This is a genomic window from Microbacterium testaceum StLB037 (assembly GCF_000202635.1).
Taxonomy (GTDB): Bacteria; Actinomycetota; Actinomycetes; order Actinomycetales; family Microbacteriaceae; genus Microbacterium; species Microbacterium testaceum_F.
Genome location: NC_015125.1, coordinates 1,815,999 through 1,841,852, shown reverse-complemented (window position 1 = coordinate 1,841,852; position 25,854 = coordinate 1,815,999). Strand labels below are relative to the sequence as shown.

Below are 25,854 nucleotides of genomic sequence, written 5' to 3'. Positions count from 1 at the left end.
GCTCCTTCGCGTCAGGCGACCGGGACGCCGGCGGCGACGCCGGTCCAGGCCGAATCGTTGTCACTGCTGCGCTCGACCGCGTCGAGCACGCGCTGAACGCTGAGTCCCTCGTCGAACGAGGGGTGCGGGTCGGTGCCGTCCGCCACAGCGGTGACGAGGTCGACGACCTGGTGGCTGAAACCGTGCTCGTAGCCGAGCATGTGCCCCGCGGGCCACCATGCCGAGACGTAGGGGTGCTGCGGCTCGGTGACGAGCACCTGCGTGAAGCCCTGACGCCCCTCGGGCGCGGTGCGGTCGTAGAAGCGCAGGCTGTTGAGGTCTTCGAGGTCGAACGCGAGGGCTCCGCGGTCGCCCGACACCTCGATGGTGAGGGCGTTCTTGCGGCCGGTCGCGAAGCGCGTCGCCTCGAACGAGACCAGGGCGCCGTTCGCCAGGCGCCCGGTGAAGATGGCGACGTCGTCGACCGTGACGGCGCCGTAGCCCTCGCCCGCCGCCCCCGACAGGCCCAATCCCGCGGCCTGCAGCGGGCGTTCCTCGACGATCGTGTCGATCGTGCCCGACACCCGCTCCACGCCCAGACCCGTCACGAACTGGGTCATGTCGATGATGTGCGCGCCGATGTCACCGAGCGCACCGGAACCGGCGTGCTCCTTCTGCAGGCGCCACGCGAGCGGCATCTCGGGGTCGACGAGCCAGTCCTGCCGGTAGGCCGCGCGCACCTGCTGCACCGTGCCGACCGCGCCCTCCGCGATCATGTCGCGCAGGAGCGTGACGGCGGGAACCCGACGGTACGTGAATCCCACCATCGACCGGATGCCACGGGCACGGCCTCGCGCGGCCGCCTCGGCCATGGCCTCGGCCTCGGCGACCGTGTTGGCCAGGGGCTTCTCGCACAGCACGTGCTTGCCGGCATCGAGCGCCGCGATCGCGATCTCGGCGTGCGAGTCACCGGGGGTGACGATGTCGACGATGTCGATGTCGTCGCGCGCGATGATCTCGCGCCAGTCGGTGGCCGACTCGGCCCATCCCCACTTCTCGGCGGCGGATGCCACGGCATCCGCGTTCCGGCCCACCACGACGGTCATCTCGACCGCGCGCGGCAGGTCGAACATGCGCGGCGCCTGGCGCCAACCCACCGAGTGCGCGGCCCCCATGAAGCCGTAGCCGATCATGGCGACGCGCAGCGCGGGACCCTGAGCCTGTCGACGGGTCACGACAACACCAGCTCACGCTCGACCGGCACCCGGTTCGTGACGTAGCGACCGGGGCCGCCGTCGACGCCCGGCATGATCTGCATGTAGAGCAGACGCATCGTCAGCACGACCTCGACGGTGATCTCCTCGCCCGCCGCCGGCGGGGTGTCGAGGTGGATGAGCACGTCGGGGCGATCCGCGACGAACCAGAGCGTCTCCGACTGCTCGGGCAGCTCCTCGACGCGATACTCGCGTCCCTCGAGCGCGAAGCGCAGGTCGTCCTTCGGCACCGCGACGCCGTTGACCGAGACCCCGACGTCGTCGACGGCCGACAGCCAGAGGCTGCGGTACCAGGGCAGCTGCACCGAGACCGCGAGACCGTCGTCCGTGCGACGGACGTCCTTCTCGGCGAAGAGCGAGTTGTGGGTGGCCATGAGGGCTCCTAGGCGAACGTGTCGGTGAAGCGGTCGTGAGCCACCGGCGGCACGGGCTCGAGCTTCTGCGTGGTTTCGGGGCTGTACGGGTGGTTGGTCGACGGCACCGGCTCGTCGGCCGGGGGCATGAAGACGGGCTTGCCGTCGTCGCCGAAGTACATGAGGTCGAGGTCGAAGGCGCCCTGATTCTTCAGGCCGAAGCTGACCCAGTTCTCCTCGAACGGCGCGCGTGCCAGCTCGTAGCAGCGGAACTTCCAGAACTTCCACTCGCCGTCCTGCTTGAGGAAGTCGATGGCGTACTTGCACCACACCCAGTGCGCCCAGACCTTCTTGCCGAGCACCTCCTCGGGCGAGTACATGTCGGGGAACGCCTCGGCGACGCTCGGGTCGGTCAGGCCCGACTCGGTGCCGGCCATCAGCCAGACGCCCTTGGCGGTCTTGCCGTCGGCGGCGACCTCGATCACCGGGGTGTTCGTGGTGTGGAGGATGAGCTTGCCCTCGGGGTGGGGGCGGCCCCGGTGGTAGTCGGTCACGCTCTGCCAGGTCGTGTACTGACCGGCGTTGGTGTAGCGCGCGCGGATACCCTCGGTGCCCTCCTTCACCCACATCGGGATGATCTGCTCGTCCTCGAACGCGTTGTGCAGGAACATGTAGCGGTTGAAGAGGTTCTCGACCTGGCCGCGGTCCTCGGCGCGCTGCGCGAGGGCGTGGGCGGCCTCGACCTGCTCGCGCAGGCGGGCGACCTCTGCGACGAGCTCGGAAACGGAGCTTTCCGTGGTGGTGTTCGACATTTTCACTCCTTCGTGATGGTTCGGTGTCACGCGGGCTGGTTCGCGCTCGCGCGCTCCGCGACGGTGTCTTCGATGGCCTGACGCATGAGCGCGTGCTGCTTCTTGACGAGATCGATGGGGTCGCTCTCGCCGAGGTCGCTGAAGGCGTGCCCCTCCCACTCGCTGGAGAGGTAGCCCTCGTACCCGCCGATCACGAACTGCTTCACGATGCGGGGGATGTCCATGGCGGGCTCCTCGCCGTCGGCGCCGATGTCGTAGAACTTCGCGTGCACGTGGAAGATCTGCGGCATGATGTCGAGCCACTCCTCCGGCGGCACGAGCCCGTGCATGTTGAACGCCAGGCGGGTGAAGGGCCCGAAGCGCAGGGGGTCGACGCCCTCGCTCGAGAGGTAGTCCTCGAATTTCTGGTTGCGCACGTGCATGGGGGTCGGCTCGTGCCAGATCTCCTCCATGACGGGGAAGTGCTTCTCGTCCATGCCCATCTGCCCGAGCGTGCGCAGCAGGGTCGGCGACAGAGAGTGCATGGTCGAGGAGAAGTCGGCGGTGAAGCCGAGGCGGTCGCTGCCGAGCTCCTCATACACCTCCCGGATCTCGAGCACCTTCGGGTCGTTGGGACCCGAGGGGGCGTGGATCTCATAGCCGAGCTTCTGGTCGTACTTCTCGGCGAGGGGCAGCAGGCGGCGGAGCAGCTCCTTGCCCGCCGAACGGATGACGACCCTCTTGAACCCGAGCGTGTGCGCCGACTTCAGCTGTCGCGCGAAGAAGTCGTGCTCCTCGTCCGGGGTCATGTCGCGGTCCTTGCGCCGCCCCATGTCGAGATTCGTGCCCACGGCGCTGGCTTCGACGCCGTACTTCTCGAGCGAGTCGAACCAGAGCGTGACGAAGTCGGCGTCGACGTCGGGGTACGAGCGCAGCAGCTGCGCGAAGTTGAACTCGACACCGGGGCCGATGCCCTGGTCGTGCACCTCTTTGATGAGGGTCTCGGGGGTGTAGAGGCCCGCGGCGAACTCGCTCGTCATCGAGTAGAGCGTGGTGCCGAGCGTGATGCCTGTTCCGGCGATGCCGGTGGTGTCCGTCATTTCGGTCCTTGGGTCGTGTGCGGGAGGTGGTTCCGGTGGCTTCGACGAGCTCAGCCACCTCGGCCGGGCTCCCTGAGCTTGTCGAAGGGCGGTCCCTGAGCCTGTCGAAGGGTCAGGCGCGCACGGCGTGCGCGAGGTGGGTGTCCAGGACGCGGCGGGCCTCGGCGGCATCCGTGATCATGCGCGATCCGGCCGCCTCGGCCGCGGTGCGCTGGATCGCCTGCTCGCCGCGGATGATCTCGAACGGGCTCTGCCAGTGGTTCCAGTGCCAGCCCTCGTACTCGCTCGACACCGCTCCGCTGTAGCCGTTCTCGACGAGCAGGGTGATGAGGTCGGCGACGGGCACCGAAGGCTCGTCGCCGTTCTCGTCGATGCCGAAGAACTTGCCGTGCACGTGCTTGACCCACGGCATGATCTCGAGCCAGTCGTCCACGCGCGCAGGGCCGAAGAGCCCCGTGCCGTTGATGCCGAAGTCGATGCCGAGGTCGGGGCGGCCGTACTGGTGTCCGAGGCCGATGAACCTGCCGAAGCGCTGGCCGTGGTCGGCCTGGTCGACGGGCGGGCCCTGCTCGTAGTACTCGTCCCACAGGGCGACGACGGCCGAGAGCAACTCTTCCGAGGCCCCTCGGCGGCGGTACGCCTCGATGAGCGAGGGGGCGAAGCCGGTGACGGTGGCGCCCCAGTCCATCGTGAAGCCGAGGAAGGGCGAGCCGACCTTCTCATAGCGGTCGCGCAGCGCCAGGATGCGCGGATGCGACGCGTACTGGTCGGCGTGCACCTCGAGGGCGAGCGTGACGCCGTACTCCTCCGCGATGGGGGCCAGGGCTTCCATCGAGTCGGGCGTGATCGAGATCTGCACGCGGGCGATGGGGAAGCCGAGCTTCGCCGCCGCCGCGATCTGCTTGCGCATGTAGGCGAGGAGCTCGTCCTGGTCCATCAGCTTGTCGGGGCGCAGGCCGATGTCGGCGTTGACCGCGAGAGAGGTGCGGACGAGCCCCACCTCGTCGACGAGGTCGCTGAAGCGCCCGGCGAAGTGGTCGTCGATCTCGGGGAACCCGCGGAAGCTCGAGAACCCGATGATCTCGAGCCCCGGGCCGAAGCCCTCGGCCGCCGTCTTGCGGATGAGCTGGTCGAGGTCGTACTCGCGGCCGTGGAACGCGCGCGTGAAGCTGTAGAGCGTGACGCCCTGGATGGGCGTGCCGAGAGCGGTCATGCCGCGACCTCCATCGTCTTGGTGTCGTGCTCCTCGATGTGCAGCACACTGTCGGCAGAGCTGTCATCCGAGATGATGATGTACGGGATGTAGAGCTCGAGGTCGACCCGCACCTCGTGCTCCCCGGCATCCACCGACACGTCTCCGGACAGAACCGCCGAGTCGGTCGGGAACCACCACTGCTGGGTGTTCGTCTTCATGTCGGCGAACGTGAACTCCTCGCCGTTCATCCGCCAGCGCAGCGAGTCCGCGGGCGCCTCGACCCCGTCGATCGAAAGCTTCGCCCCCGAGATGCAGGATGCCGGCAGCGCCCGGTACCACGGCAGGCGCACCTCCACCGACGCACGGCCGCCGTGGGCGGTGAGCGTCCCCTGCTCGATGATTCGATCCGGGATCACGATGACCTCCTCGTCGGTGCGACCGAAGCCGCGGACCTCTTTGTCTTGATTTCTACACTCTATTGTCTGATTCCTGCATAAGCAAGGAAATCAGGAGAGGGATGCCGCGATCTTGCGCGCTCCCCGGACCGCCAGGCCGACCGAGGTCAGCGTGGGATTGCACGCCGTCGCCGTGGGGATGACCCCGTTGCCCGCGACGAAGAGCCCCGGCACGCCCCACACCTCGCTGTCGATGTCGCACACGCTCGTCCCGTCGTCGACGACGCCCATGCGCGTGGAGCCCTGGTAATGCAGGGACGAGCCGAGCGGCAGCGTGAAAGGTCGGTCGCCGACCGGGTCACCGATGGCCTCGGCCAAGCGCACGATCTCGCGACGAGCCCGCTCCACCACCTCGTGATCACGAGCGGTGAGGCGGTAGTGGATGCGGGGAGCCGGCATCCCGTATCCGTCCGCGTGATCATCGTCGAAGACCACGCGGTCGTCGGCCTGCAGATCCTTCGCGCAGAACAGTCCGAGCCCCACGATCGACCCCGGGACGACGGGGTCGTCCTCGGCGAGCGCGATGGGCGAGGCGTCGAGCTGCATGATCTGCCCGTGGAAGGGCATGTCGTCGGTGAAGGGGACCCAGCTGACGCCGCTGTACTCCGCGAGGCCCGCCGTCGGGGCGTCCGCGGCGAGCGGCGGCATGTCCCGGAGGCGAGAGGCGAAGACGACCTGAGCCTGGTCGTTCAGATACCGCCCGAGGGCCTGCGGGCGCACCCCCGACGCCCAGAGCAGCTGCGGCGTGCGCAGCGCATCGGCCGCGACCACCACGAAGCGCGCTGTCACCCGGTGCTCCTCGCCCGTTCGCAGATCGCGCACGACGACACCGGCCGCGCGGCCGCCCTCGACGATCACGCGCACCGCGAGGGACTCGTCGAACAGCGAGAATCCCGGGTTCTTCCGCGTCGCCTCGCCCAGTACGACGTCCGAGCCCGACCACACCAGGCGACCGTCGTCACGCCGGTGCACGGCGAGCGGCATCCGCTGCACCTTCGTCTCGTCGACGCGCCCCGCGTCCACGGCCGCCGAGAGACGCTCGCGCACGATCGCCCCGAAGGGAGCGGAGTCGAAGGCGTTCCGGGTGACCCCCAGCAGCCGGTCTCCCTCGTCGAGCAGTTCATCGAGGTCGTCGACGAAGTCGATGCGCTCGCTGTCGTTGGGTCTCGGGCACGCGCCCGTCCAGTGCGCCGCCATGCCGCCGACGTTGCTCGACATCGCCACGACCGGAAGGCCGTCCTCACCCTCGAACGCGTAGCCGTCCTCCAGGAGGAACGTCCCGGGGCGGGCACCTCGCACCCCGGCTTTCGCGGCCCCGGGATTGGCGACCTTCGCACCGCGCTCGCCCGGGCCCTCCGACGCGACCTGCGCGCGGGCGCGGGCGGCGGGGTCGGAGATGTTCTTGACGTGTGCGCCGGGCGGGTCCGACACCGTCGGGCCGACCTCGAACATCGCGATCGTCGCGCCCGGCGCACGCTCCGAAAGGATGCGCGCGTAGGCCGAGCCCGTGGGGCCGCTACCGACGATGACGACGTCGACCGCTTCCGGATACCGCCGCGCGTTCATGCCGCGAGCGCGATCTCGACGACGTGCGCGACCGACGCCTCCGACGCGGTGGTCGGGTAGTACTCCAGGCCGACGGGACCGTCGTAGCCGCTGTCGCGCAGGAGGCGGAAGCGCTCGACCCAGTCGAGGTCACCGGTGCCGGGCTCGCCGCGGCCCGGCGCGTCGGCGAGCTGCACGTAGTGGATGAGGTCGCCGGCGTTCGCGAGCTCCGCCTCCATGTCCTCGCCCTCGACGGCCGAGTGATAGATGTCGTACAGCACGCCGAACCGCGGCGAGTCGACGCCGCGAGCGACGTATACGGCCTCGGCCGTGCGGTCGAGCAGGGAGCCGGGGTGGTCGACACGGACGTTGACCGGTTCGAGCACGAGCCCGACGCCCGATCCCTCGATCTGAGCGATCGCCTTCGTGTAGATCTCGATCAGCTTGTCGAGCTGCACCTGCCGCTTCCACCCCCCGAAGCCGGTGCCGCTGCCGACGACGATGCGGGGGCACCCGAGGTCGCGGGCGATCGCGACGCCCTCGTCGAGCTTGCGGAAGAACTCCGAGTGGTCCCACGGCGGGATCATGAACTGCGTGCGGGGCTCGGCGAGCTGCGCGGTGAGCTGCACGCCGGTCTCCTCGAGCGCCGCTTTGAGCGCGGGCAGGTCCTTGGGAGTCGCCGGGGCGTCGACGCCGGTCGGACCCCACATCTCGACGGCGTCGAAGCCCGCGGCCGCGGCCGCGCGCACGCGGTCGTGGTAGTCGCCGGCCTCGGTGAAGAGGAGTTCGATGTTGGGGGCGAGTTGGTACACGGGGTGTCCTTTCGACAGACGCGGGCACGACGATCGACGGATGCCATGCCGATCGGCATCCATCTGGGCAGGCTCAGCCCATGAGGCCGGTGATCCGGCATCCATGTAGACAGGGCGCTAGCCCGTGAGGCCGGCGGTCGGCCTCCGTGAGGAAAAAGCGCTAGCCCTTCAAGCCGCCGGCGAAGCCCTGGATGAAGCGCTTCTGGGCGAACATGTAGAAGAGCAGGATCGGGATCATCGAGATGATCACGACGGCGAAGATCTTGTTCCAGGCCGAGACCAGTCCGCCGACGTAGGTGTACATGGCCACCGGCAGGGTCTGCGTGGTGGAGCCGCCGAGGAAGATCAGCGAGTTGAAGAAGTCGTTCCAGACGATGAGACCCGCGAGGATCGCGACGGTGCCGGTGGCCGGGGCCATCAGGGGCAGCACCACCCGGAAGAAGGCCTGCACCGGCGAGGCCCCGTCGATGACGGCCGCCTCCTCGTACTCGGTAGAGAGTCCCCGGAAGAAGCTCGCGTAGAGGAAGACCGACAGGGGCATGAGGATGCCGACCCAGAGCACGATCATGCCGAAGGCGTTGCCGGTCAAGCCGATCGAACGCGCTCCGATGTACAGCGGCACCGTTCCGAGCTGGGCGGGAAGGATGATCGCGATCAGCACGAGGTAGTAGGTGATGGTCGTCCACTTCCGCGTGCGGCGCGCGATGACGTAGGCCGCGACGGAGCCGAAGAGCACGAGTCCGAGGATCGCGCCGCCGGTGATGATGACGCTGTTCAGGATGCTCATCGGGATGCTGTTGCGCCCGGTCGCGGTCAGCACCGAGACGAACGCGCTGAAGTCGATGCTCGTCGGCGGAGCGACCGCGCTGCTGGACAGGGCCTCTTTGTCGCTCTTCAGCGCGGTGGCGACGAGGATGTAGAGGGGAAGCAGACCGATCAGGGTCACGACCCAGACCAGGACTTCGCGGACGGCCGTGAACTTCGTGTAGCGGAACATCAGGAGACCTTCCCGACCTCGCGGTCGCGCGTGACGTACTGCTGGAGGATGGCGAACGCCAAGATGATGACGGTGAGCACGAGCGCGAGCGCCGAGCCGAAGCCGAACTGCCCGAGCGAGAACGCGTTCTTGTAGACCTCGGTGGCGAGCGTCTCGGTGGCACCCGCCGGACCGCCGCCGGTGAGGGCGAGGATCTGGTCGAAGATGCGCAGGCCCTGGATGAGCCCGAGCGTCGTGGCGATGGCGATCGAGGGACGGATGGCGGGGACGACGACGTTCCAGAAGCGTCCCCAGACGCCCGCGCCGTCGAGCGCCGCCGCCTCCTCGACCTCGACGGGGACCGAGGCGAGTCCGGCGAGGTAGATGACCATCGTGAAGCCCGTCTGCTGCCAGACGACCGTGATGAGGATCGCCCAGATCGACCAGGTCGGGTCGGCGAGCCAGGTCTTCTGCAGCTCCTCGAGGCCGATCGCCCCGAGGAAGCCGTTCAGCGGGCCGTTGAACTGGAAGATGAACTTCCAGACGTACGCCACCGCGAGCGGGCTCAGCACCACCGGCATGAAGAGAAGGGTGCGCAGGATGTAGCGCGTCTTGAGCGTGCGGTTGATCGCGAGGGCGAACAGCAGGCCCAGCACATTGGTGATGATGACCGAGCCAAAGGCGAGGAAGAGCGTGTTCCACACCGCGCCGAGCAGCTGCGGATCGGCGAAGATCTTCGCGAAGTTGTCGAAGCCGGTGATCTCGAAGGAGCCGAGGCCGGTCCAGTTCGTGAAGGCGAAGAACCCGCCGGTCAGGGTCGCGGCGTACTGCACGCCGAGCACGAGGAGGATGGCGGGGAGGGCCCACCACCACTGCCCGTAGCTGATGAGGGGCTTGCCCCCGCGCACCGGCCGCTGGGACGTTCGCCGCGCCTTGGGCGGCACGGTGAGCGTCCGTGTGGTGTCCTGTTCGATGGTCACAGTCATCTGCTCTCTGACTTCTTCGTCATTGCGCTCCGTTGCGTCGAGCGCCGGTTCTCCGACTATCGCACCCTTGTGTCGAAAAGACACATTAGTGAGATGGATGCTCGACATAACAAGGCGGGAGCCCCGCGAACGCCGGGATCTTGCAAGGATGCGGCAGTGAGCCCGAGCCCCGCGAACTCCTCCCCCGACGACCTGTGGAACCTCTTCGTCGACCCGCCCGACGAGGCCCGCCCGCGCGCGTGGTGGCACTGGATGGACGGCAATGCCGACGCCGAGGGCGCCGTCGCCGACCTCGAGTGGCTGCACCGGATCGGCGTGCGCGGAGTGCACCTGTTCGACGGAGGGATGGGGATGCCGTCGGTCGTCGGCGCTCCTCGGCATCCGGGGATGCCGGAGTGGGACGACGCGATCGAGGCCGCGGTCACGACCGCGGCGCGCCTGGACATGGAGATCGCCATCGCCACCTCGGCGGGGTGGAGCGCGTCGGGCGGACCGTGGGTCGCACCCGTCGACGCGATGAAGAAGGTCGTGTGGAGCGAGGTCGTCGTCGACGGCGGCCGGATCGACGTCGCGCTTCCCCCGCTCCCCGACTCCGCCGGCGGGTTCCAGGACGCCCCGCGCCACGGCGCGGACGGCTCGCCCCGGTGGAGCGCCGACTGGCGGGTGGTGGCCTTCCCCGCCTCCGCGGGTCAGCTGCCGCTCGCACCCGCGAGCTACCGGGTCGACGGCGTCGCGATCGACGGCGCGACCCTCATCGACGGCGCCTTCGGTCCCGGCATCCGTCTGCCCCGAGACCCCGACGCCTGGTCGGAGGCGGCGATCGAGGCGGTGTTCCGCGAGCCGGTGACGGTGCGCGCCGTCACCCTGGGCCTGCCCGGCCCGCGGGGCTTCGGCGCCGCGCCCCCGCCGCTCGCGGTCCTGCAGGTCGACGACGGCGCCGGCTTTCACGACCTCGTGCGCCTCGAGCCCACGACCGTCGTCGCGCGAACCGCGAGCTTCCCCGCCGTGACCGCCCGTCGCTTCCGCCTGCTGCTGTCGGGCGCGAGCGCGAGCGAGGCGCTGCCGACCATGGCTCCGGGAGTCCGGATGCCACCGGTGTTGCGGCGTGCGGACGCGTTCGAGGTGAGCGAGTTCGCGCTGTTCGCCGCGGCGCGGGTCCATCATGCGGAGACGAAGGCTGGTTTCGGCGTCGAGCCCGACTTCTACGCCCTCGACTCGGTCGCCGACCCCGACTCCCCCGCGATCGACCCCGCGACGGTCATCGACCTCACGACCTCTTTCGACGGCGAACGTCTGCGCGGGGAGATCCCCCCGGGCTCTTGGCGCATCCTGCGCCTGGGCGCGTCACCCACCGGACAGACCAACGGCCCGGCCCCCGCTGTCTCGACCGGGCTCGAGGTCGACAAACTCGACGGGAACCGCGTCGCCGCGTACCTCGAGACCCACCTCGAGCGGTACCGACCGCGCACCGGCCGGTTCACGGCGCTCCTCAGCGACAGCATCGAGGCCGGAGCGCAGAACTTCACCGACGCCATCGCCGAGCGGTTCGCCGCCGCGCGGGGCTACGACCCCACCGCGTGGCTGCCCACGCTCGCGGGGTACCTCGTCGAGGGCGCCGAGGCCAGCGACGGGTTCCTCGCCGACTATCGGCGCACGCTCGGCGAGCTGCTGGCGCGCGAGTACTACGGAACCCTCGCCACCGAAGCACACGCGCGCGGCATGACGTACTACGCCGAGGCCCTGGAGGACGGTCGTCCCCAGTGGGGCGACGACCTCGCCATGCGGGGTCCCGCCGACGTGCCGATGGGCGCCATGTGGACCTTCGACCCGTCCGCGGGCCCGAAGCCCACGTACGTCGCCGACCTCAAGGGCGCCTCCTCGGTCGCGCACGTCCACGGGCGCACCTGGACCGGTGCCGAAGCCTTCACGTCGTTCGGTGATCCCTGGGGATGGATGCCGTCGAACCTCAAACACGTCGCCGACCTCCAGCTGGCACTGGGGGTCACGCGCTTCTGCGTGCACACGTCGCCGCACCAGCCGGCATCCACTCCTCCGCCGGGCATCGCGCTGGCACCGTTCCTCGGTCAGGCCTTCACCCGGCACGAGACGTGGGCCGACATGGCACGGCCCTGGATCGACTACCTCGCGCGATGCTCGGCCCTGCTCGCCGCGGGACGCCCCGCCGTCGATGTCGCCGTCTTCGTCGGCGAGGAGGCTCCGGTCACGGGGCTGTACGAACACCGCCTCGACGACACTGTGCCCGCCGGCTTCGACTTCGACTATCTCGGCGTCGACGGGCTCGACATCCTCCAGGTCGAGGGCGAAAGCCTCGTCGCCGGGCACTCGCGCTACCGGCTTCTCTTCCTCGGCGGGTCGAGCAGACGCATGACGGTCCCGACGCTGCGACGGCTCGCCACCCTCGTCGACGCGGGGGCGTCTCTCGTGGGCCTCCGCCCCGAGACGACGCCGTCGCTGGGCGACGACGCCGAGGAGTTCACCGCGCTCGTGGCGCGCGTCTGGGCGTCACCGGGCGTCGTCGAGACGGACGACCTCGGTCAGGCACTGGCCGAACTCGGGTGCGCTCCCGAGCGGCCCGTGACCGGCGCGCAGGTACGTCGCATCGCCCGCATCGTCGGCGATCGTCGCGTGGACTTCCTGGCCAACCCGTCGGGCGACCCCGTCACGGTGACACTCACGGGAGTGCCGGGCCCGGTCGAGATCTGGGACCCCGTCCGTCGGACGCGTCACGCACCCTCCGCCGCCGAGGGCCGCGTCGACGTGACTCTCCCTGCGTTCGGTTCGGTGTTCGTCGTCGACGGCACGGGGGCCGACGACGCCTCCCCCGGGCGCACGATCAACCCCGAGGGGGAGTGGAGCGTCGAGCTCCCCGGCATCCCTGCGGTCTCGCACGGTGAGCACCCGCACCCCTGGACGGACGACGGCGCCGCCGCGCGCGGTTTCTCCGGCATCGGGGTCTATCGCGCGGAGCTGTCGACACCGGATGCCGGGACCCCGACCGAGCTCGATCTCGGCACCGTGCACGGGGTCGCCCGCGTGCGGGTGAACGGGACCGACTGCGGGATCGCGTGGACCGCTCCGTACCGCGTCGACGTCTCCGCCGCGTGGCAGGAAGGGGTGAACCAGGTGCGTGTGGAGGTGGCGGTGCCGTGGCGCAATCGGCTGATCGCCGAGGCCACCCACCCCTCCAGCGAGATCTTCGCCCCGATGACACAGGTGTTCTCGGTCGACGCCGTTCCTCGTCCGGCGGGCATCTCCGGGCCCGTGACTCTTCTCTGTAAGCCCTGATCAGGGAAGTTTTCCCGGGCGAATCGCTGGGACTATTGCCCGGCATCAGCAAAGCTAATGTCGAAAACCGACAGATGTGTGTCACCCTGAATTCGCGGCTACGAAGCCGTACCAGCCACTACCCGGGGCTGGAGACAAAGAAGTCACGAAAGGGTTCGTCCATGCCACAGCACAGTTCGCTTCGGCCCCTCCGCCTTCCCCTGCTCGCAGCCCCCCTCGCCGGTGTTCTCATCCTCGCCGGATGCTCGGGCAACAGCGGCGACTCGGGGAACGGCGACAGCGCCAACGGATTCACCGTCATGGTCGCTCAGGCCAACGACGACGACCAGTCCTACGCCAAGACTCTCGAGGCGTACGGGCAGGAGAAGGGCCTCAACATCGAGGTCATCCCCTACCCCTCCGAGGCCTACAACACGCAGGTCACGACCCAGCTGCAGGCCGGCAACGCCGCCGACGTGATGATCCTCGCGCCCGGTACCGGCCAGCCCATCTCGGTCATCTCGCTCGCCGAGGCCGGACTGCTCGCCCCGCTGGGCGGCACGTCCGAGAGCCTCGTCCCCGCGAACGCCGAGAACCAGTACGAAGTCGACGGCAAGGTCTACGGACAGCCCACGGCGCTCATCCCCGTCGGCCTCGTCTACAACAACGACGCCGCGAAGGAAGCCGGTCTCACCGAGTACCCCGAGAGCTACGACTCGCTCCTGGCGGACTGCAAGACCGCTCGTGACGCGGGCAAGACCTTCACCGTTCTCGCGGGCGCCATCACGTTCAACACCGGCCTGATGGCTCAGCTCATCTCGGCGACCCGCGTCTACGAGGCTCAGCCCGACTGGAACCAGCAGCGCGCCGACGGCAAGGTCACCTTCGCCGACAGCGACGGCTGGAAGGAGACGCTGCAGGACCTCGTCGACATGAACAGCGCGGGCTGCTTCCAGGACGGCGCCGCGGGCGGCACGTTCGACAACATCACGGCCGGCCTCGGAGGCGGGACCTCGCTCTCGGCCGCCGTCCCCGGCAGCGCTGCCAGCTCGATCGGTGCCGCCACCGGCGCCGACCTCACGGTCCAGAGCTTCCCGCCCTCCGCCGGACAGAAGCCCTTCGTGCTCGCCTCCGCCAACTACGCCTGGGGCGTCAACGCCAAGGCCAGCGACGCCAAGAAGAAGCTCATCCAGGACTTCCTCGACTGGGTCGCCACCCCCGAGCAGGCGAAGACCTTCGCCGACAGCTTCGGCGGCGTGCCGATCGTCGGCGCTTCGCAGGACACGCTCCTGCCGCAGTACAAGAACATCGGTTCGCTGCTCGAGTCGAACTCCTACACCGGCCTGCCGAACGCCGCGTGGCCGAACCCGGGCGTCTACGACGCCCTCGGCGCCGGCGTCCAGGGCCTGCTGACCGGCCAGAAGACGGTCGACCAGGTTCTCGCCGACATGGACACCGCCTGGGGCTGATCCCCGAACCGGCCGGCTGTCGCCCCTCGGGGCGGCAGCCGGCCGCCGTTTTCCCTGATCAGGAGCCGCGATGACCACCTTCCGCAACCCCGTCCTCGGCGGCGACCGCCCCGATCCCGCCGTCATCAAGGTCGGCGACGAGTACTGGATGACGTACTCCTCGTTCGAGTCGGCCCCCGGCCTGCTGCTCTACCGCTCCCGCGACCTCGTCACCTGGGAGTACGTCACGGCCGCGCTCCCCGCCCCCGTCGGCGTCACCTTCGCGGTCGACATCGCCGAGGTCGACGGGCGCTTCTTCATCTACATCCCCTTCATCCCGGCCCCCTGGTCCTCCCTCACCGAACCCTCGATCTTCGTCATCCACGCCGACGCGATGGAGGGCCCTTGGTCGGAGCCGATCGATCTCGGCATCCGGGGTGCGATCGATCCCGGCCACGTCGTGGGCGAAGACGGCTCGCGCTATCTCTTCACCAACGGCATCCGCCGCATCGCGCTGAGCGACGACGGGCTGTCGACGATCGGCGAGCTGGAGCACGTCTACGACGGGTGGCACTATCCGGACGCCTGGATCACCGAGGCCTACGCTCTCGAAGGCCCCAAGCTGCTGCGCAAGGATGACTGGTTCTACCTGGTCAGCGCGGTCGGCGGGACGGCCGGTCCTCCCACCGGGCACATGGTCATCGCCGCGCGGTCTCGCTCGGTCCACGGGCCGTGGGAGAACAGCCCGCACAATCCCGTGACCCGGACGACGGATGCCGCGCAGGCCTGGTGGTCGCGCGGGCACGCGACGATCGTCCCCGGGCCCGCGGGCGACGACTGGTGGATGCTCTCGCACGGTTACGAGAACGGCTACCGCACGCTCGGCCGGCAGATCCTGCTCGAGCCCGTGACGTGGACCGAGGACGGGTGGCCCGTGGGCGCCGACGACGTCGGCGGCGACCTCGACGCGCCCACCGGAGCCGCCCCGCAGGCGGAGCCCGCGCGCTGGACCGACGACTTCTCCGCGCTCCCCTCGGGCGAGCGGTGGACGTTCCACGCCCCCGGGCCCGGAGAGGCCGACCGACTCGCCCTCGACGACGGTCTCGTGCTCGCGGCGAAGGGCACCTCACCCGCCGACACGTCTCCCCTGGTCACGATGGCACCCGATCACTCGTACGAGATCGAGGCCGACGTCGACGTCCTGGGGGACGACACCGAGGCGGGCCTGTTGCTCTTCTTCAACGACCGCCTGTACGTGGGCGTCGGCATCGACGGCGCGCGCATGCGCACGTACTTCGGCGGGCACCCGCACCACCGGCCGGAGCCCGCGCCCGCGGTCCGGCGCCTGCAGCTGCGCATCCGCAACATCGAGCACATCGTCGAGATCCACTACCGCGAACCCGGCGGCGACTGGACCCGCCACGGCCTGCGCTTCGAGGTCTCCGGCTACCACGCCAACACCGTCGGCGACCTGCTGAGCCTGCGCCCCGCGCTGTACGCGACCGGGAGCGGCTCTGCCCGCTTCCGTTCCGTGACCTACCGGCCGCTGTCGTGAGCGCCCGCATCGAGGAGCTCCTCGCCCGGATGACGTGGGAGGAGAAGATCGGCCAACTGCAGATCGTCTTCCGCCCCCACCCCGACGACGCCGCCGCCCTGGTGCGCCGCGGCATCGGCTCGACCTTCTGGCCGCCGTCGGCCGAAGCCACGAACGCCCTGCAGCGCGTCGCGGTGGAGGAGACGCGCCTCGGCATCCCCCTGCTCGTCGGCCTCGACGTCATCCACGGCCAGCGCACGATCGCCCCGATCCCGCTCGCGCAGGCCGCGTCCTTCGATCCCGAGCTCGTCCGCTCCCTCGCGCACCTCGCAGCCACGGAGGCACGCTCGGGCGGCGTGACCTGGACGTTCTCTCCCATGGCCGACGTCTCGCGCGACCCGCGCTGGGGGCGGGTGTCGGAAGGCTTCGGCGAGGATCCGTGGCTCACCTCGCTGCTCGTGGCCGCGATGGTCCGCGGGTACCAGGGCGACGATCTCTCGGCTCCGGATGCCATCGCCGCCACCGCCAAGCACTTCGTCGGCTACGGCGCGGGCGAAGGCGGTCGCGACTACAACGGCGCCGACCTCAGCGAGCGCGCTCTGCGCACCGTGCACCTTCCTCCCTTCGAGGCGGCGGTGCGCGCGGGAGCCGCGTCCGTGATGGCCGCGTTCACGTCGGTCTCCGGTATCCCGATGCACGCTCACCGGCGCCTGCTGACCGAGGTTCTGAAGCAGGAATGGGGCTTCGACGGCGTGATCGTGGGAGATGCCGAGGGTGTCGCCAACCTCGTGCCGCACGGCGTGGCCGAGGACCTCGCGGATGCCGTCCGCCAGGCGTACGCGGCCGGGCTCGACATCGAGATGGGCGGCTCTCCACTCACCCTCGCCGGCGACGAACTCGCACGTCTCGATCCCGGCCGCGTCGACGACGCCGTACGCCGCGTGCTGCGTGTGAAGGAGGCGCTCGGCCTCTTCGAGAACCCCTACGTCGATCCGGATGCCGAGATCACGACCCCGGATGCCGCCTCTCGCGCGCTCGTCCGCGCCGCCGCCACGCGCGGCAGCGTGCTGCTGCACAACGACGGCACCCTCCCCCTCGTCGCGCCGCGCCGCGTGCTGCTGACGGGCCCGTACGCCACGTCGACCGACCACCTCGGCGCGTGGGTGCAGTTCTTCGGTGCCCGCGCGGGGTCCGTGGTCGACGAGCTGTCCGATCGCCGCCCCGACCTCGAGATCGCCGTCGAGGAGGGCGTGGACTTCCTCTCACCCGACGACGACGGCATCGCGGCAGCCGTCCGTGCGGCGGCCGCCGCCGACGTCGCGGTCGTCCTCGCCGGGGAGCCCTCCGCCCTCTCCGGCGAAGCCGCCTCGCGAAGCGACCTGCGCCTCCCCGGTCGGCAGGAGGCGTTGATCCGCGCGGTCGCCGCCACCGGCACGCCCACCGTCGTGATGCTCGTCACCGGCCGACCGCTCGTCGTCGTGGACTGGATCGACGAGGTGGCGGCCGCTGTCGTCGTGTGGCACGGGGGCACCGAAGCCCCGGCGGCGATCGTCGACCTCCTGCTGGGTGACGCCGAGCCCTCCGGTCGCCTGCCGATGTCGTTCCCGCGCTCGGTCGGGCAGATCCCGATCCCCTACGCCCACGAGAACACCGGCCGCCCCGCCTCCACGGGCGGCACCCTCACGGCCGAGCACCACGACGTCGGCCTCCACGGCCCCGGCAATGTGCAGGACAAGTACACGTCCAAGTACCTCGACCTGCCCCTGGGGCCGCAGTACTCCTTCGGCCACGGGTCGGGCTACGCCCGCTTCGCCCACGGCGGGCCCGAGGTCTCGGCATCCGCCTTCGCCGCCACCGGCTCTCTCGACGAGACGGTGCTGACGGTCCGGGTCGACGTGACGAACACCTCCGACCGGCGCGGCGACGAGGTGGTGCAGGTGTACCTGCGCGACGTCGTCGCCTCGGTCACGCAGCCCGTCCGGCGTCTCGTCGGCTTCCGCCGGCGGACCTTGGATGCCGGCGAGACGGCGAGCGTCGAGATCGCTCTGCCGCGCGAGGTCTTCGCCCTGTGGGCGGAGGGGTGGCGGGTCGAACCGGGGCGCTTCGAGCTGCACGTGGGGAGCACGCTCGCGACGACCCGGCTCGTGGGGGTCGAGGCGCTCTGACACCGGATCACGATCAGGAATATTCTCCGCCATTCCATCGACCGGATTGATACGCTCGGGGTTCCCATTCGTTCCACCCGGCACGAGGAGAACACGACGACGTGTCCGACAACGCAGCCCTCTCCCGCCTCGACCTGAACCTCCTGGTCTCGCTCGACGCCCTGCTCACCGAGCGCAGCGTCACGCGCGCGGCCGAGAGTCTGCATCTCAGCCAACCGGCCCTGAGCGCGTCGCTCGCGCGACTGCGCACCCACTTCAACGACCAGATCCTCGCCCGCCGCGGCAACACGTACGAACTGACCCCGTTCGCCATCCGCCTCACCGACCACACGAGCACGGCTCTGGAGGCCGCCCGCCGCGTGTTCGAGAGTCAGGCGTCGTGGTCGCCGGCGGAGTCGACGCGCGAGTTCTCGATCTACGGCTCCGACTACGGCTTCGTCACCGTCGGCACCGTGGTGTCTCAGCTCGCGGCCCAGGAAGCGCCGGGCGTGCGCTTCCGCTACATGCTGCACAACCCCGGAATCGTCGAAGACGCGGCGAACCGGCTGCGCTCCGCCGACGCGATGGTGATCCCGCACGGCCCCGTGTCGGAGCTGCCCTACCTCGACCTCTGGCAGGACGACTGGCTGGCCGTCGTCGCCGACGACAACGACGAGGTCGGCGACACGCTCACCATGCAGAACCTCGCCGACATGCCCTGGGTCCTCACCTTCCAGTCGCGGTCGGCCTTCACCTCGGCCGCGCGCCAGATCCAGCAGCTCGGTGTCGAGCCGCACATCGAGGTCGTCCTCGAGAGTTTCCTGTCGGTGGGCCACTTCGTCAGCGGCACCCGCCGCGTCGGGCTCGTGCAGTCGGCTCTGGCTCCGCACCTGCTGAGGATCGGCGGCATCCGCGTCGTGCCCCTGCCGTTCGCGGCGACGCCGATCGTGAGCGCGCTGTGGTGGCATCCGTCCCACAACCGTGACCCCGAGCACGAGTGGATGCGCGGCCTCTTCGCCGAGGCCGGCCGCGTCATCGCCGCCGGTCACGCCCCGCACTGACTCCGCGCCCCCGGGCCCGCGCCCCTCGCCCTCTTCGGCGCCCACGCACGCACCCGCGGGCCCTCGCCCCCCTCGCCCCCTTCGGCGCCCACGCACGCACCCGCGGGCCCGTGCCCCCGCCCCCTTCGATGTCCAAAACACCCGGACGATTTCGTCGAACGTCCGGGTGTTCTGGACACTCAATCGATCTCGGGTCCCCGCCCACCGCGGCGTTCCCGCACTCCGCACAGGCCCCGGAATTACGCCGGTGTAGTTTCGAAGCTTCGCTCGGGGCGAGGGTTTTCCACAGGGTATCTGCACAGAGAATGGCGGTTTACGCACACCTCTCCACAGAGTTATCCACAGGCAGGTTCACACCCGTTCGTAGGGGCGTGCGCCCCGCGCCGCGCGTCTCCGTCGAGGGGAAGCCGCCGAATCCACGCGGCGATCGCCTCGACGGTCGGCAGAGCGGTCGGGTCCGCGGGCTCATTGATGTGCCCGTGCCCGGCACCGGGCTCGAGGTGCACGTCCACCGTTCCCCCGGCCGCGCGGACGAGTTCCGCGAAGGCCTCGCCCGAGGGACGGAGCTCGTCGAGCTCGCACACGACGACGAGCGTGCGCGGGAATCCGTCACCGCGCCCGAGGCCGGGAAAGGCGTACGGATCGTGGATGCCGGTCGGCCCGGCGAAGTTGAGCGAGATCCGCCCCATCGGCGCATCGGGGTCCAGCGGTTCCCCCGGCGCGGCACTGTTCGGATGCAGCGCCGGATACACCGGCACCAGACCGGCCGGCGCGGGTCCCGCACCGTCCCGCAGCCGCGCGGACACACCGGCCACCAGGTTGCCCCCGGCGCTCGCGCCGCCGAGGACGACGGCATCCGGTCTCACGCCGAAGAACTCCTCGGCGTTCTCGAGGGCCAGGCGCCACCCCGCCAAGACGTCGTCGGACGGCACCGGGAAGTGCACGTCGCCGAGGCACTTCGTGTAGTCGAGAGCCAGGACCGGGATGCCGCGCGACGCCAGTTCGAGGGCGACCCAGTGCGACTCGGGCATGTCGAGGTACCCGCCGACGAACGCGCCGCCGTGGACCCACACGAAGGCCCGTCCGCTCGGTGCGACCGAGGGGTCGCGGTACAGCCGCGCCGGCTGAGGCCCGCGGGCGCCGTCGACCGCGAGGTCACGCGTTTCGACTCCCGCCAGGCGCGGGAACCGGCGCTTCAGCGAGTCCGTGTCGATGTCGTCGCGCGGATCAGCGGGCTCGCCGTGCTCCCGGAGGTGAGTGAGCATCTCACGGAACGGCAGCGCACGCAGGTCGGTCACACCGCGACCGCCCGCATCGCGGACCGGATCAGATCGTGCTGCCGCCGCACGAGCAGCAAGGGATCGACCTCGCCCAGCTCGGCGAACGCGTGACCCTCCCACTCGCTCGACCAGAACCCGCGGTACCCGCCCTCGACGAACACGCGCACGAGCTCGGGGTAGTCGATCGCGGGCTCCTGTCCGCTGTCGTCGATGTCGTAAAACTTCGCGTGCACGTGCAGGATCTGCGGCATGATGTCGGCCCACTCGCGCGGGTCGACGTGCCCGTGCATGTTGAACGCGAGGTGCGCGAACGAGCCCAGGCGGCCAGGGTCGAAGTCGCGCGCGCGGAGGTAGCCGAGGAACTCCTGCTGACGCGCCTGCATCGTGGCATCCGTCGCCCAGATCTCCTGCAGCTTCGCCACCGCCTCGTCGTCGAGGCCCGCGCGGCGCACGGCACGCAGCAGGGTCGGCGACATCGCGTGCATCGTGGAGGAGAAGTCGGCGACGAAGCCCAGCAGCGGGGAGTCGAGCTCGGCGTAGGTCTCGCGCACGCGCAGGATCGGCTCGGCGTTCGGGCCCATGGGCGCGTGGATCTCGTACGCGAGCTTGAGCTCGAGGTCTTCGGCGATCGGCAGCAGCCGCCGCAGCAGCTCGGGCTTCGCGCTCTGGATGCGCACGAGCGGGAAGCCGAGCTTCTTCGCCCCCTCGAACATGAGCTTCGAGAAGGCGAACTCCTCGTCGGGCGTCATGTCGCGGTCGCGCCGCCGACCCATGTCGAGGTTGGCGCCGAACGAGCTCTCGACGAACCCGTGTCGATCGAAGGCCGCGCGCCACGTGCGCACGAAGTCGTCGCCGACGACGGGGTACGTCGGCACCATCTGGGATGCCACGATCTCGATGCCCGGACCGATCCCGAGCTCCGCAACCCGGTCCAGCAGCCCGTCGAAGTCGAACCATCCCGCGCGGAACTCCGCGCTGGCCGAGTACAGGGTCAGGCCGAGCTGGAAGGGATCCCCGTCCACCGCGGGCGGCGGGGGCGCCACCTCGGTCACGAGCGCCGGGGGCGCGGCATCCGTGTCGGCGACCGTCAAGGTCTTCACGTCGTGCACGACGTTCGGCACGTACATCCCCGGGCCGCTGTCGGACCCGGGCGCGATCTGCATGTACGGCAGCCGCAGCTCGCCGTGCAGCACGACGTCGTGGGTCTCACCGAGCGAAACGGGGTCCGCGCGCCGCGCGACGAGCAGCGGGTGCTCCTGCAGGAACCAGAGCCGCTCGCTCTGCTCGGGCAGCTCGTCGAGGCGGTACGAGGTGTCGCCGAACGCGACGCGGAGGTCGTCGGCATCCACCTCCTTCCCGTCGACCGTGAGCGCGAGGGAGGTCACCGACGAGAGCCAGAGGCTGCGGTACCAGGGGATGGTCAGCCGGAGCGCGAGCCCGTCGGGGTGCGTGCGGAGGCTGTCATCGTGGATGAGTCCGTTGGGCATGGCGTGTCCTCAGAGCCGATCCGCGATCTGGCGCATCAACGAGTGCTGGCGCCGCACCTGCTCGATCGAGCGCCACGGCTCGCGCTCGCCCTCGTACTCGCTCGAGAGGTAACCCGTGTAGCCCGCGTCCTTGAGGGCCTTGAGCACCGGCTCCCACGGGATCTGCTTGTCGTCGAGCTCCTCGTCGATGTCGTGGAACTTCGCCTGGATGAACACGACGTTCTCGATCACGTCGAACACGTCTCTCGGGTCGACATGGATGCCGTCGAGGAACGCCGGGCGCTGCCCGGGCAGTTCGCCGGGCTTGAGCGGGATCGGACGGTCCTGGAAGATGCCGGTGTCGAGCAGCAGGCCGAAGTGCTTCGTACCCGTGCGACGGATCAGGGCGATGTAGTCGTCGACGACCTCGTGCTTGATGGGGGTCGGCGAGTGGATCTCGGGGCAGATGATGACGTCGAGCTCCTCGGCGAGCGGGAGGGATGCCTCGACGACCTCGGTCCAGATCGGGTGCGGGATCAGGTCGCTCGAGACGACGCCGATCTTCGGCCGCACGAAGCGGAAGCCCAGGCGCTTCGCGAGCCGCAGGTCGCGCTGGAGCGCCGCGGCGCCCTCGTCGACCGTCATGTCGCGGCCGTTGGGGCCGCTGGAGTGCAGGCGCGTGTCGATCCACGACCCGTAGTTCGTCGGCTCGAGGCCGTACTTCTGCAGGAGCGCGAACCACTGCTCCACCCACTCGTCGGACGGGTTCGGGTAGTTCGGGATGTGGGCCTCGCCGAGGATCTCCAGCCCCGTCGCCCCGAGGTCGGCGATCGAGGCCATGGCGGTCTCGAGGTCCATGACGGTGCCGAAGTCGGTCATGTAGCTGTACAGCGAAACGCCGTAGCGGAAGGGGGCACCGGATGCCTCGGGCGCGAGCGTCACGTGCTTGGTGACGCGGTAGGTGCTCGGCTGGTGCTCCTGCGGGATGTACGACATGCGCAGGCGCAGCTCGATCGAGAGTTCGTGGACACCATCGGGGAGACCGCCGGGCAGAGGCACGAAGATGACGGCCGCGTCTTCGAGGGGCCACCGCACGCCGTCGCCGTCCCACAGCTCAGCGAGGGTGTACTGCTGCCCCTGCAGGGTCCACAGCGGCACATCGGGGGCGACGTCGACCAGACCGGGGATGCTCACGCCGATCCCGTCGATCAGCGAGGCGGCCATGCCGCGGTACGACGGCATCCGGACCCGGAACTGGAAGCCGGTGATCTCGCCGCCGGCGCCGCCCTCGCGGACGTTGCGGAATCCGACGGACTGGATGAGGTCTCTTTCGAGAAGCATCGTCGCTCCTTCTGTGGTGGGATGCTCCGACGCTACCCGACTTCTGTTGCAATCAGACATAAGGGGTTCTGATGACGCGCATCCACGAGGTGCACGCGCCGGACGCTTGCCGCGACGCTTGGCCCCGGGTACCGTCCGAATCCGAACCATCGTTCTGGTTTCAGATCGACTCCCGCCCACGCTCGAAGAGGAGCACCCCATGACCCACCCGTTGAAGGTCCTCATCGTCGGCGCCGGCATCGGCGGTCTCACCACCGCCTCCGCCCTGGCGCGGATCGGCGCATCCGTCGACGTCATCGACGACAAGCCCGAGATCAGCGTCGCGGGAGTCGGCTTCGGTCTGCGCATCAACGGCCTGCGGGCGGTGCGCGAGATCGGCCTGCTCGAGGAGGTCCTCGAGATCGGGCACCCCGCGCCGGGGATCGACAACTACGACGCCGAGGGCAACCTCCTCAGCACCATGAGCTACGGCACGCGGGACGAGGGCCTCCCCGGGTGCGTCACGATGTCGCGGATCGCCTTCCTCGAGCTGGCCGCGCGGCACGCCCGCGACAACGGCTGCACGTTCCGCATGAGCACGACCGTCGCCGACATCGCACAGGACGACGACCGGGCGACGGTCACGTTCAGCGGCGGCGACCAGGTCGACTACGACCTCGTCCTGGGCTTCGACGGCCTGCACTCGCAGATCCGCCGCGACTACTTCGGCGAGAAGTACGATCCCCGGCCGGTGGGCGGGGTGGCGTGGCGCGCGGGGCTTCCCAACCGCCGCAAGATCATGCAGCCGATCATCTGTCAGGGCTACGGCGGCAAGATCATGCTCACGCCGCTGTCGGAGGACACGATGTACATGGTGCTCACGGTCGCCGAGGAGGGACGACCGCGCTACGACGCGAGCAAGATGGCCGAGATCATGCACGACCGTGCCGCTGACCTCACGCGCGGCTCGACGTTCCTGGCCGACGCCCTGGAGGACGTCCGCCACGCCGAGAACGTCGCCTACACGCCCTACTCGACCGTGTGGGTGCCGTACCCCTGGTTCCGCGGTCGCGTGATGATCATGGGCGATGCGGCGCACACCATGACCCCGTACCTCGGGTCGGGAGCCGCGATGAGCATCGAGGACGGCGTCGTGCTCGCGCAGGAGCTCGCGAAGGACCAGTCCCTGCTCGACGCCCAGCTCGAGGTCATGAAGCGCCGCCTCCCGCGCGTGCGCGCCGTGCACGAGCGCTCGATCGAGTCGATGCTCGAGGAGTTCGACTCCGTCACCGAGGAGACCTATCGCGCGCGCATCGACCACCTCCGTCACGACGAGCCGATCGCGAACGAGTACGCGAACCGCCTCCTGCGGATGCCGTACTGAGACCCGAGGAGACGACCGTGTCGCGCACCCCCATCCGCACCCTTGTCGTGGACGCCGCCCGCGAAAGCGCGTTCCGCCCGCTGAACGGCGTCGGCGGCGTGCCCGGCCCGGTCGAGACGTACCCCGAGTTCCCCGACATGACGCCGCTCTGGCGCGAGGCGGGCGTGACGGTCGTGCGCTCGTTCGACTGGGTCTCGCGCCTGGACACGCGTGACAACCCGACGAGCCTCTTCCCCGACTGGAGCGCTGACGTCGACGACCCCGCGAGCTACAACTTCGCCGCGACCGACCAGTGGGTCGAGGCGGTGCACGCGATCGGCGCCGAGGTGATGTTCACGGTGGCGAGCTCCATCCCGCAGAACAAGCTGCCGGCGGAGGACGTCGAGGTGTACGGCCGCGTCGTCGAGCACATCGTGCGGCACTTCTCCGAGGGGTGGGCGAACGGGCCGGCGAAACCGATCCGCATCTACGAGTTCGGCGACCAACCCGACTTCGGCCCCCTGCACTTCGCCGGGCAGCCCGAGGAGTTCTACGCCATGTACCGCGCTTTCTGCGAGGCGGTGCATCGCGTCGATCCCACGCTCACCGTCGGCGGTCCCGCCACCGCCTTCCCGCTCGAGGCCGAGGCGCCGTATCGCGAGGGCTTCCTCCGCTTCGTGCGCGAGAACGACCTGCCCCTCCACTTCTTCTCGTTCCTCTGGTTCACCGACGGCAGCCGCGACCCGTTCGACTACCGCTACGTGGCCGAGGACCTGCGGGCGCTGCTCGACCGCCACGGATTCAACGACACGGAGCTGACGCTCTGCTACTGGAACTACCTCGCCGTTCCGAGCAGCTCCGCGCCCGCCGCCGAGAAGGGCGCGTTCCAGGCCGCGACGGCGATCGCCCTGCAGGACACCGTCCTCGACCACGCGTTCTTCTTCCGCGCCGACAGCGGCCGCGACCCGCACTACGGCTTCGTCGACCCGGGCGGCGTGGGAGACGTGGACGGGCGACCCGACGAGCGATCCCGGGCGCTCGCCCTGGCCGGGCGGGCGATGCGCGGTCGTCGCCTCGCCGCCACGGGCGGAGACGAATCCGGACTCGCCTGCATCGCCGGCCGCGACGGCGACACCGTGCGCGTTCTCGTGGCGAACTACGTCGCGCCCGACAGCGCTCTCGCCCCGCGCGAGGAGGACCGCTTCACCTTCCGCATCCCCATCGGCGAACAGCGGATCGAGCTGGGACTGACCCTGCCGCCGCAGCGCGCGGAACTGGCGTCCGCGGGAGTCGACGCGGCCCGCATCGAGCTGTACAACCTCCCGTGGGCCGGTCGCGCCGCAACGGTCACGATCACCTCGCTGACGGGAGAGGTGGAGGGCCCCCGCGACGTGACGGTGTCGGACGGCGGTACCCTTCACCTCGACGTCGCCCTCCCGCCCCAGTCCGCGTTCCTCGTCGAACTGAGCGTCTGACGGCGGGAAGGG

At 69.9% G+C, this 25,854-nt stretch carries 20 protein-coding genes; 7 read left to right on the top strand and 13 right to left on the bottom strand.

The features are described from left to right. Window positions 1–11: 11 nt before the first annotated feature. The 10 genes from MTES_RS08415 to MTES_RS08370 form a co-directional block, all read right to left on the bottom strand. On the bottom strand, window positions 12–1,172 hold the full coding sequence (locus MTES_RS08415) for a Gfo/Idh/MocA family protein (protein ID WP_043362470.1): 1,161 nt from the start codon (window positions 1,170–1,172) through the stop codon (window positions 12–14). Between the two features lie 38 nt (window positions 1,173–1,210). After that, on the bottom strand, window positions 1,211–1,627 hold the full coding sequence (locus MTES_RS08410) for a C-glycoside deglycosidase beta subunit domain-containing protein (protein ID WP_013584816.1): 417 nt from the start codon (window positions 1,625–1,627) through the stop codon (window positions 1,211–1,213). An 8-nt stretch (window positions 1,628–1,635) separates the two neighbouring features. After that, window positions 1,636–2,418, bottom strand: a complete 783-nt coding sequence (locus MTES_RS08405) for a nuclear transport factor 2 family protein (RefSeq protein WP_013584815.1) — start codon at window positions 2,416–2,418, stop codon at window positions 1,636–1,638. Window positions 2,419–2,444: 26 nt separating this feature from the next. Beyond that, window positions 2,445–3,497 (bottom strand): sugar phosphate isomerase/epimerase family protein, encoded by a 1,053-nt coding sequence (locus MTES_RS08400; protein ID WP_013584814.1) that lies wholly within the window; start codon window positions 3,495–3,497, stop codon window positions 2,445–2,447. Between the two features lie 112 nt (window positions 3,498–3,609). Then, on the bottom strand, window positions 3,610–4,710 hold the full coding sequence (locus MTES_RS08395) for a sugar phosphate isomerase/epimerase family protein (RefSeq protein WP_013584813.1): 1,101 nt from the start codon (window positions 4,708–4,710) through the stop codon (window positions 3,610–3,612). After that, window positions 4,707–5,108 (bottom strand): C-glycoside deglycosidase beta subunit domain-containing protein, encoded by a 402-nt coding sequence (locus MTES_RS08390; RefSeq protein ID WP_013584812.1) that lies wholly within the window; start codon window positions 5,106–5,108, stop codon window positions 4,707–4,709. The genes MTES_RS08395 and MTES_RS08390 overlap by 4 nt, the downstream gene beginning before the upstream one ends. Before the next feature lie 90 nt (window positions 5,109–5,198). After that, window positions 5,199–6,713: a GMC oxidoreductase gene (locus tag MTES_RS08385; protein ID WP_013584811.1), complete on the bottom strand. Its 1,515-nt coding sequence runs from the start codon at window positions 6,711–6,713 to the stop codon at window positions 5,199–5,201. Then, on the bottom strand, window positions 6,710–7,504 hold the full coding sequence (locus tag MTES_RS08380) for a TIM barrel protein (protein WP_013584810.1): 795 nt from the start codon (window positions 7,502–7,504) through the stop codon (window positions 6,710–6,712). Before MTES_RS08380 ends, MTES_RS08385 begins: the two co-directional genes overlap by 4 nt. Window positions 7,505–7,664: 160 nt before the next feature. Continuing rightward, window positions 7,665–8,501 (bottom strand): carbohydrate ABC transporter permease, encoded by an 837-nt coding sequence (locus tag MTES_RS08375; protein ID WP_013584809.1) that lies wholly within the window; start codon window positions 8,499–8,501, stop codon window positions 7,665–7,667. After that, window positions 8,501–9,466, bottom strand: a complete 966-nt coding sequence (locus MTES_RS08370) for a carbohydrate ABC transporter permease (RefSeq protein WP_013584808.1) — start codon at window positions 9,464–9,466, stop codon at window positions 8,501–8,503. The genes MTES_RS08375 and MTES_RS08370 overlap by 1 nt, the downstream gene beginning before the upstream one ends. Window positions 9,467–9,622: 156 nt before the next feature. Here MTES_RS08370 and MTES_RS08365 point away from each other — a divergent pair, with 156 nt between their 5' ends. The 5 genes from MTES_RS08365 (at window position 9,623) to MTES_RS08345 (ending at window position 18,938) form a co-directional block, all read left to right on the top strand. Further along, on the top strand, window positions 9,623–12,772 hold the full coding sequence (locus tag MTES_RS08365; RefSeq protein ID WP_013584807.1) for a glycosyl hydrolase: 3,150 nt from the start codon (window positions 9,623–9,625) through the stop codon (window positions 12,770–12,772). A 161-nt stretch (window positions 12,773–12,933) separates the two neighbouring features. Further along, entirely contained in the window at window positions 12,934–14,220 is a 1,287-nt protein-coding gene (locus tag MTES_RS08360) for an ABC transporter substrate-binding protein (RefSeq protein WP_013584806.1), read from the top strand. A gap of 70 nt (window positions 14,221–14,290) precedes the next feature. Continuing rightward, complete coding sequence (locus tag MTES_RS08355) at window positions 14,291–15,754, top strand: family 43 glycosylhydrolase (RefSeq protein ID WP_013584805.1); 1,464 nt, start codon at window positions 14,291–14,293, stop codon at window positions 15,752–15,754. Then, window positions 15,751–17,898, top strand: coding sequence for a glycoside hydrolase family 3 N-terminal domain-containing protein (locus tag MTES_RS08350; RefSeq protein WP_013584804.1), 2,148 nt, complete (start codon window positions 15,751–15,753; stop codon window positions 17,896–17,898). Before MTES_RS08355 ends, MTES_RS08350 begins: the two co-directional genes overlap by 4 nt. A gap of 101 nt (window positions 17,899–17,999) precedes the next feature. After that, window positions 18,000–18,938 (top strand): LysR family transcriptional regulator, encoded by a 939-nt coding sequence (locus MTES_RS08345; protein ID WP_013584803.1) that lies wholly within the window; start codon window positions 18,000–18,002, stop codon window positions 18,936–18,938. A 335-nt stretch (window positions 18,939–19,273) separates the two neighbouring features. Here MTES_RS08345 and MTES_RS08340 read toward each other — a convergent pair whose 3' ends face one another. Genes MTES_RS08340 through MTES_RS08330 form a run of 3 tightly spaced genes read right to left on the bottom strand, consistent with a single transcriptional unit; the run spans window position 19,274 to window position 23,025 of the window. Then, a complete protein-coding gene (locus MTES_RS08340) occupies window positions 19,274–20,236 on the bottom strand; it encodes an alpha/beta hydrolase (RefSeq protein ID WP_013584802.1) in 963 nt (320 codons plus the stop codon). Beyond that, window positions 20,233–21,705 (bottom strand): C-glycoside deglycosidase beta subunit domain-containing protein, encoded by a 1,473-nt coding sequence (locus MTES_RS08335; protein WP_013584801.1) that lies wholly within the window; start codon window positions 21,703–21,705, stop codon window positions 20,233–20,235. Before MTES_RS08335 ends, MTES_RS08340 begins: the two co-directional genes overlap by 4 nt. Window positions 21,706–21,714: 9 nt before the next feature. Further along, a complete protein-coding gene (locus MTES_RS08330; protein ID WP_013584800.1) occupies window positions 21,715–23,025 on the bottom strand; it encodes a C-glycoside deglycosidase beta subunit domain-containing protein in 1,311 nt (436 codons plus the stop codon). A 199-nt stretch (window positions 23,026–23,224) separates the two neighbouring features. Here MTES_RS08330 and MTES_RS18465 point away from each other — a divergent pair, with 199 nt between their 5' ends. Both MTES_RS18465 and MTES_RS19295 read left to right on the top strand, forming a co-directional pair. Next, window positions 23,225–24,388 carry an FAD-dependent monooxygenase gene (locus tag MTES_RS18465; protein ID WP_013584799.1) on the top strand — a complete coding sequence of 388 codons (1,164 nt, stop codon included), beginning with the start codon at window positions 23,225–23,227 and terminating at the stop codon, window positions 24,386–24,388. 17 nt (window positions 24,389–24,405) lie between these two features. Continuing rightward, window positions 24,406–25,842 carry a GH39 family glycosyl hydrolase gene (locus tag MTES_RS19295; RefSeq protein ID WP_050901773.1) on the top strand — a complete coding sequence of 479 codons (1,437 nt, stop codon included), beginning with the start codon at window positions 24,406–24,408 and terminating at the stop codon, window positions 25,840–25,842. The last annotated feature ends 12 nt before the right edge of the window (window positions 25,843–25,854 follow it).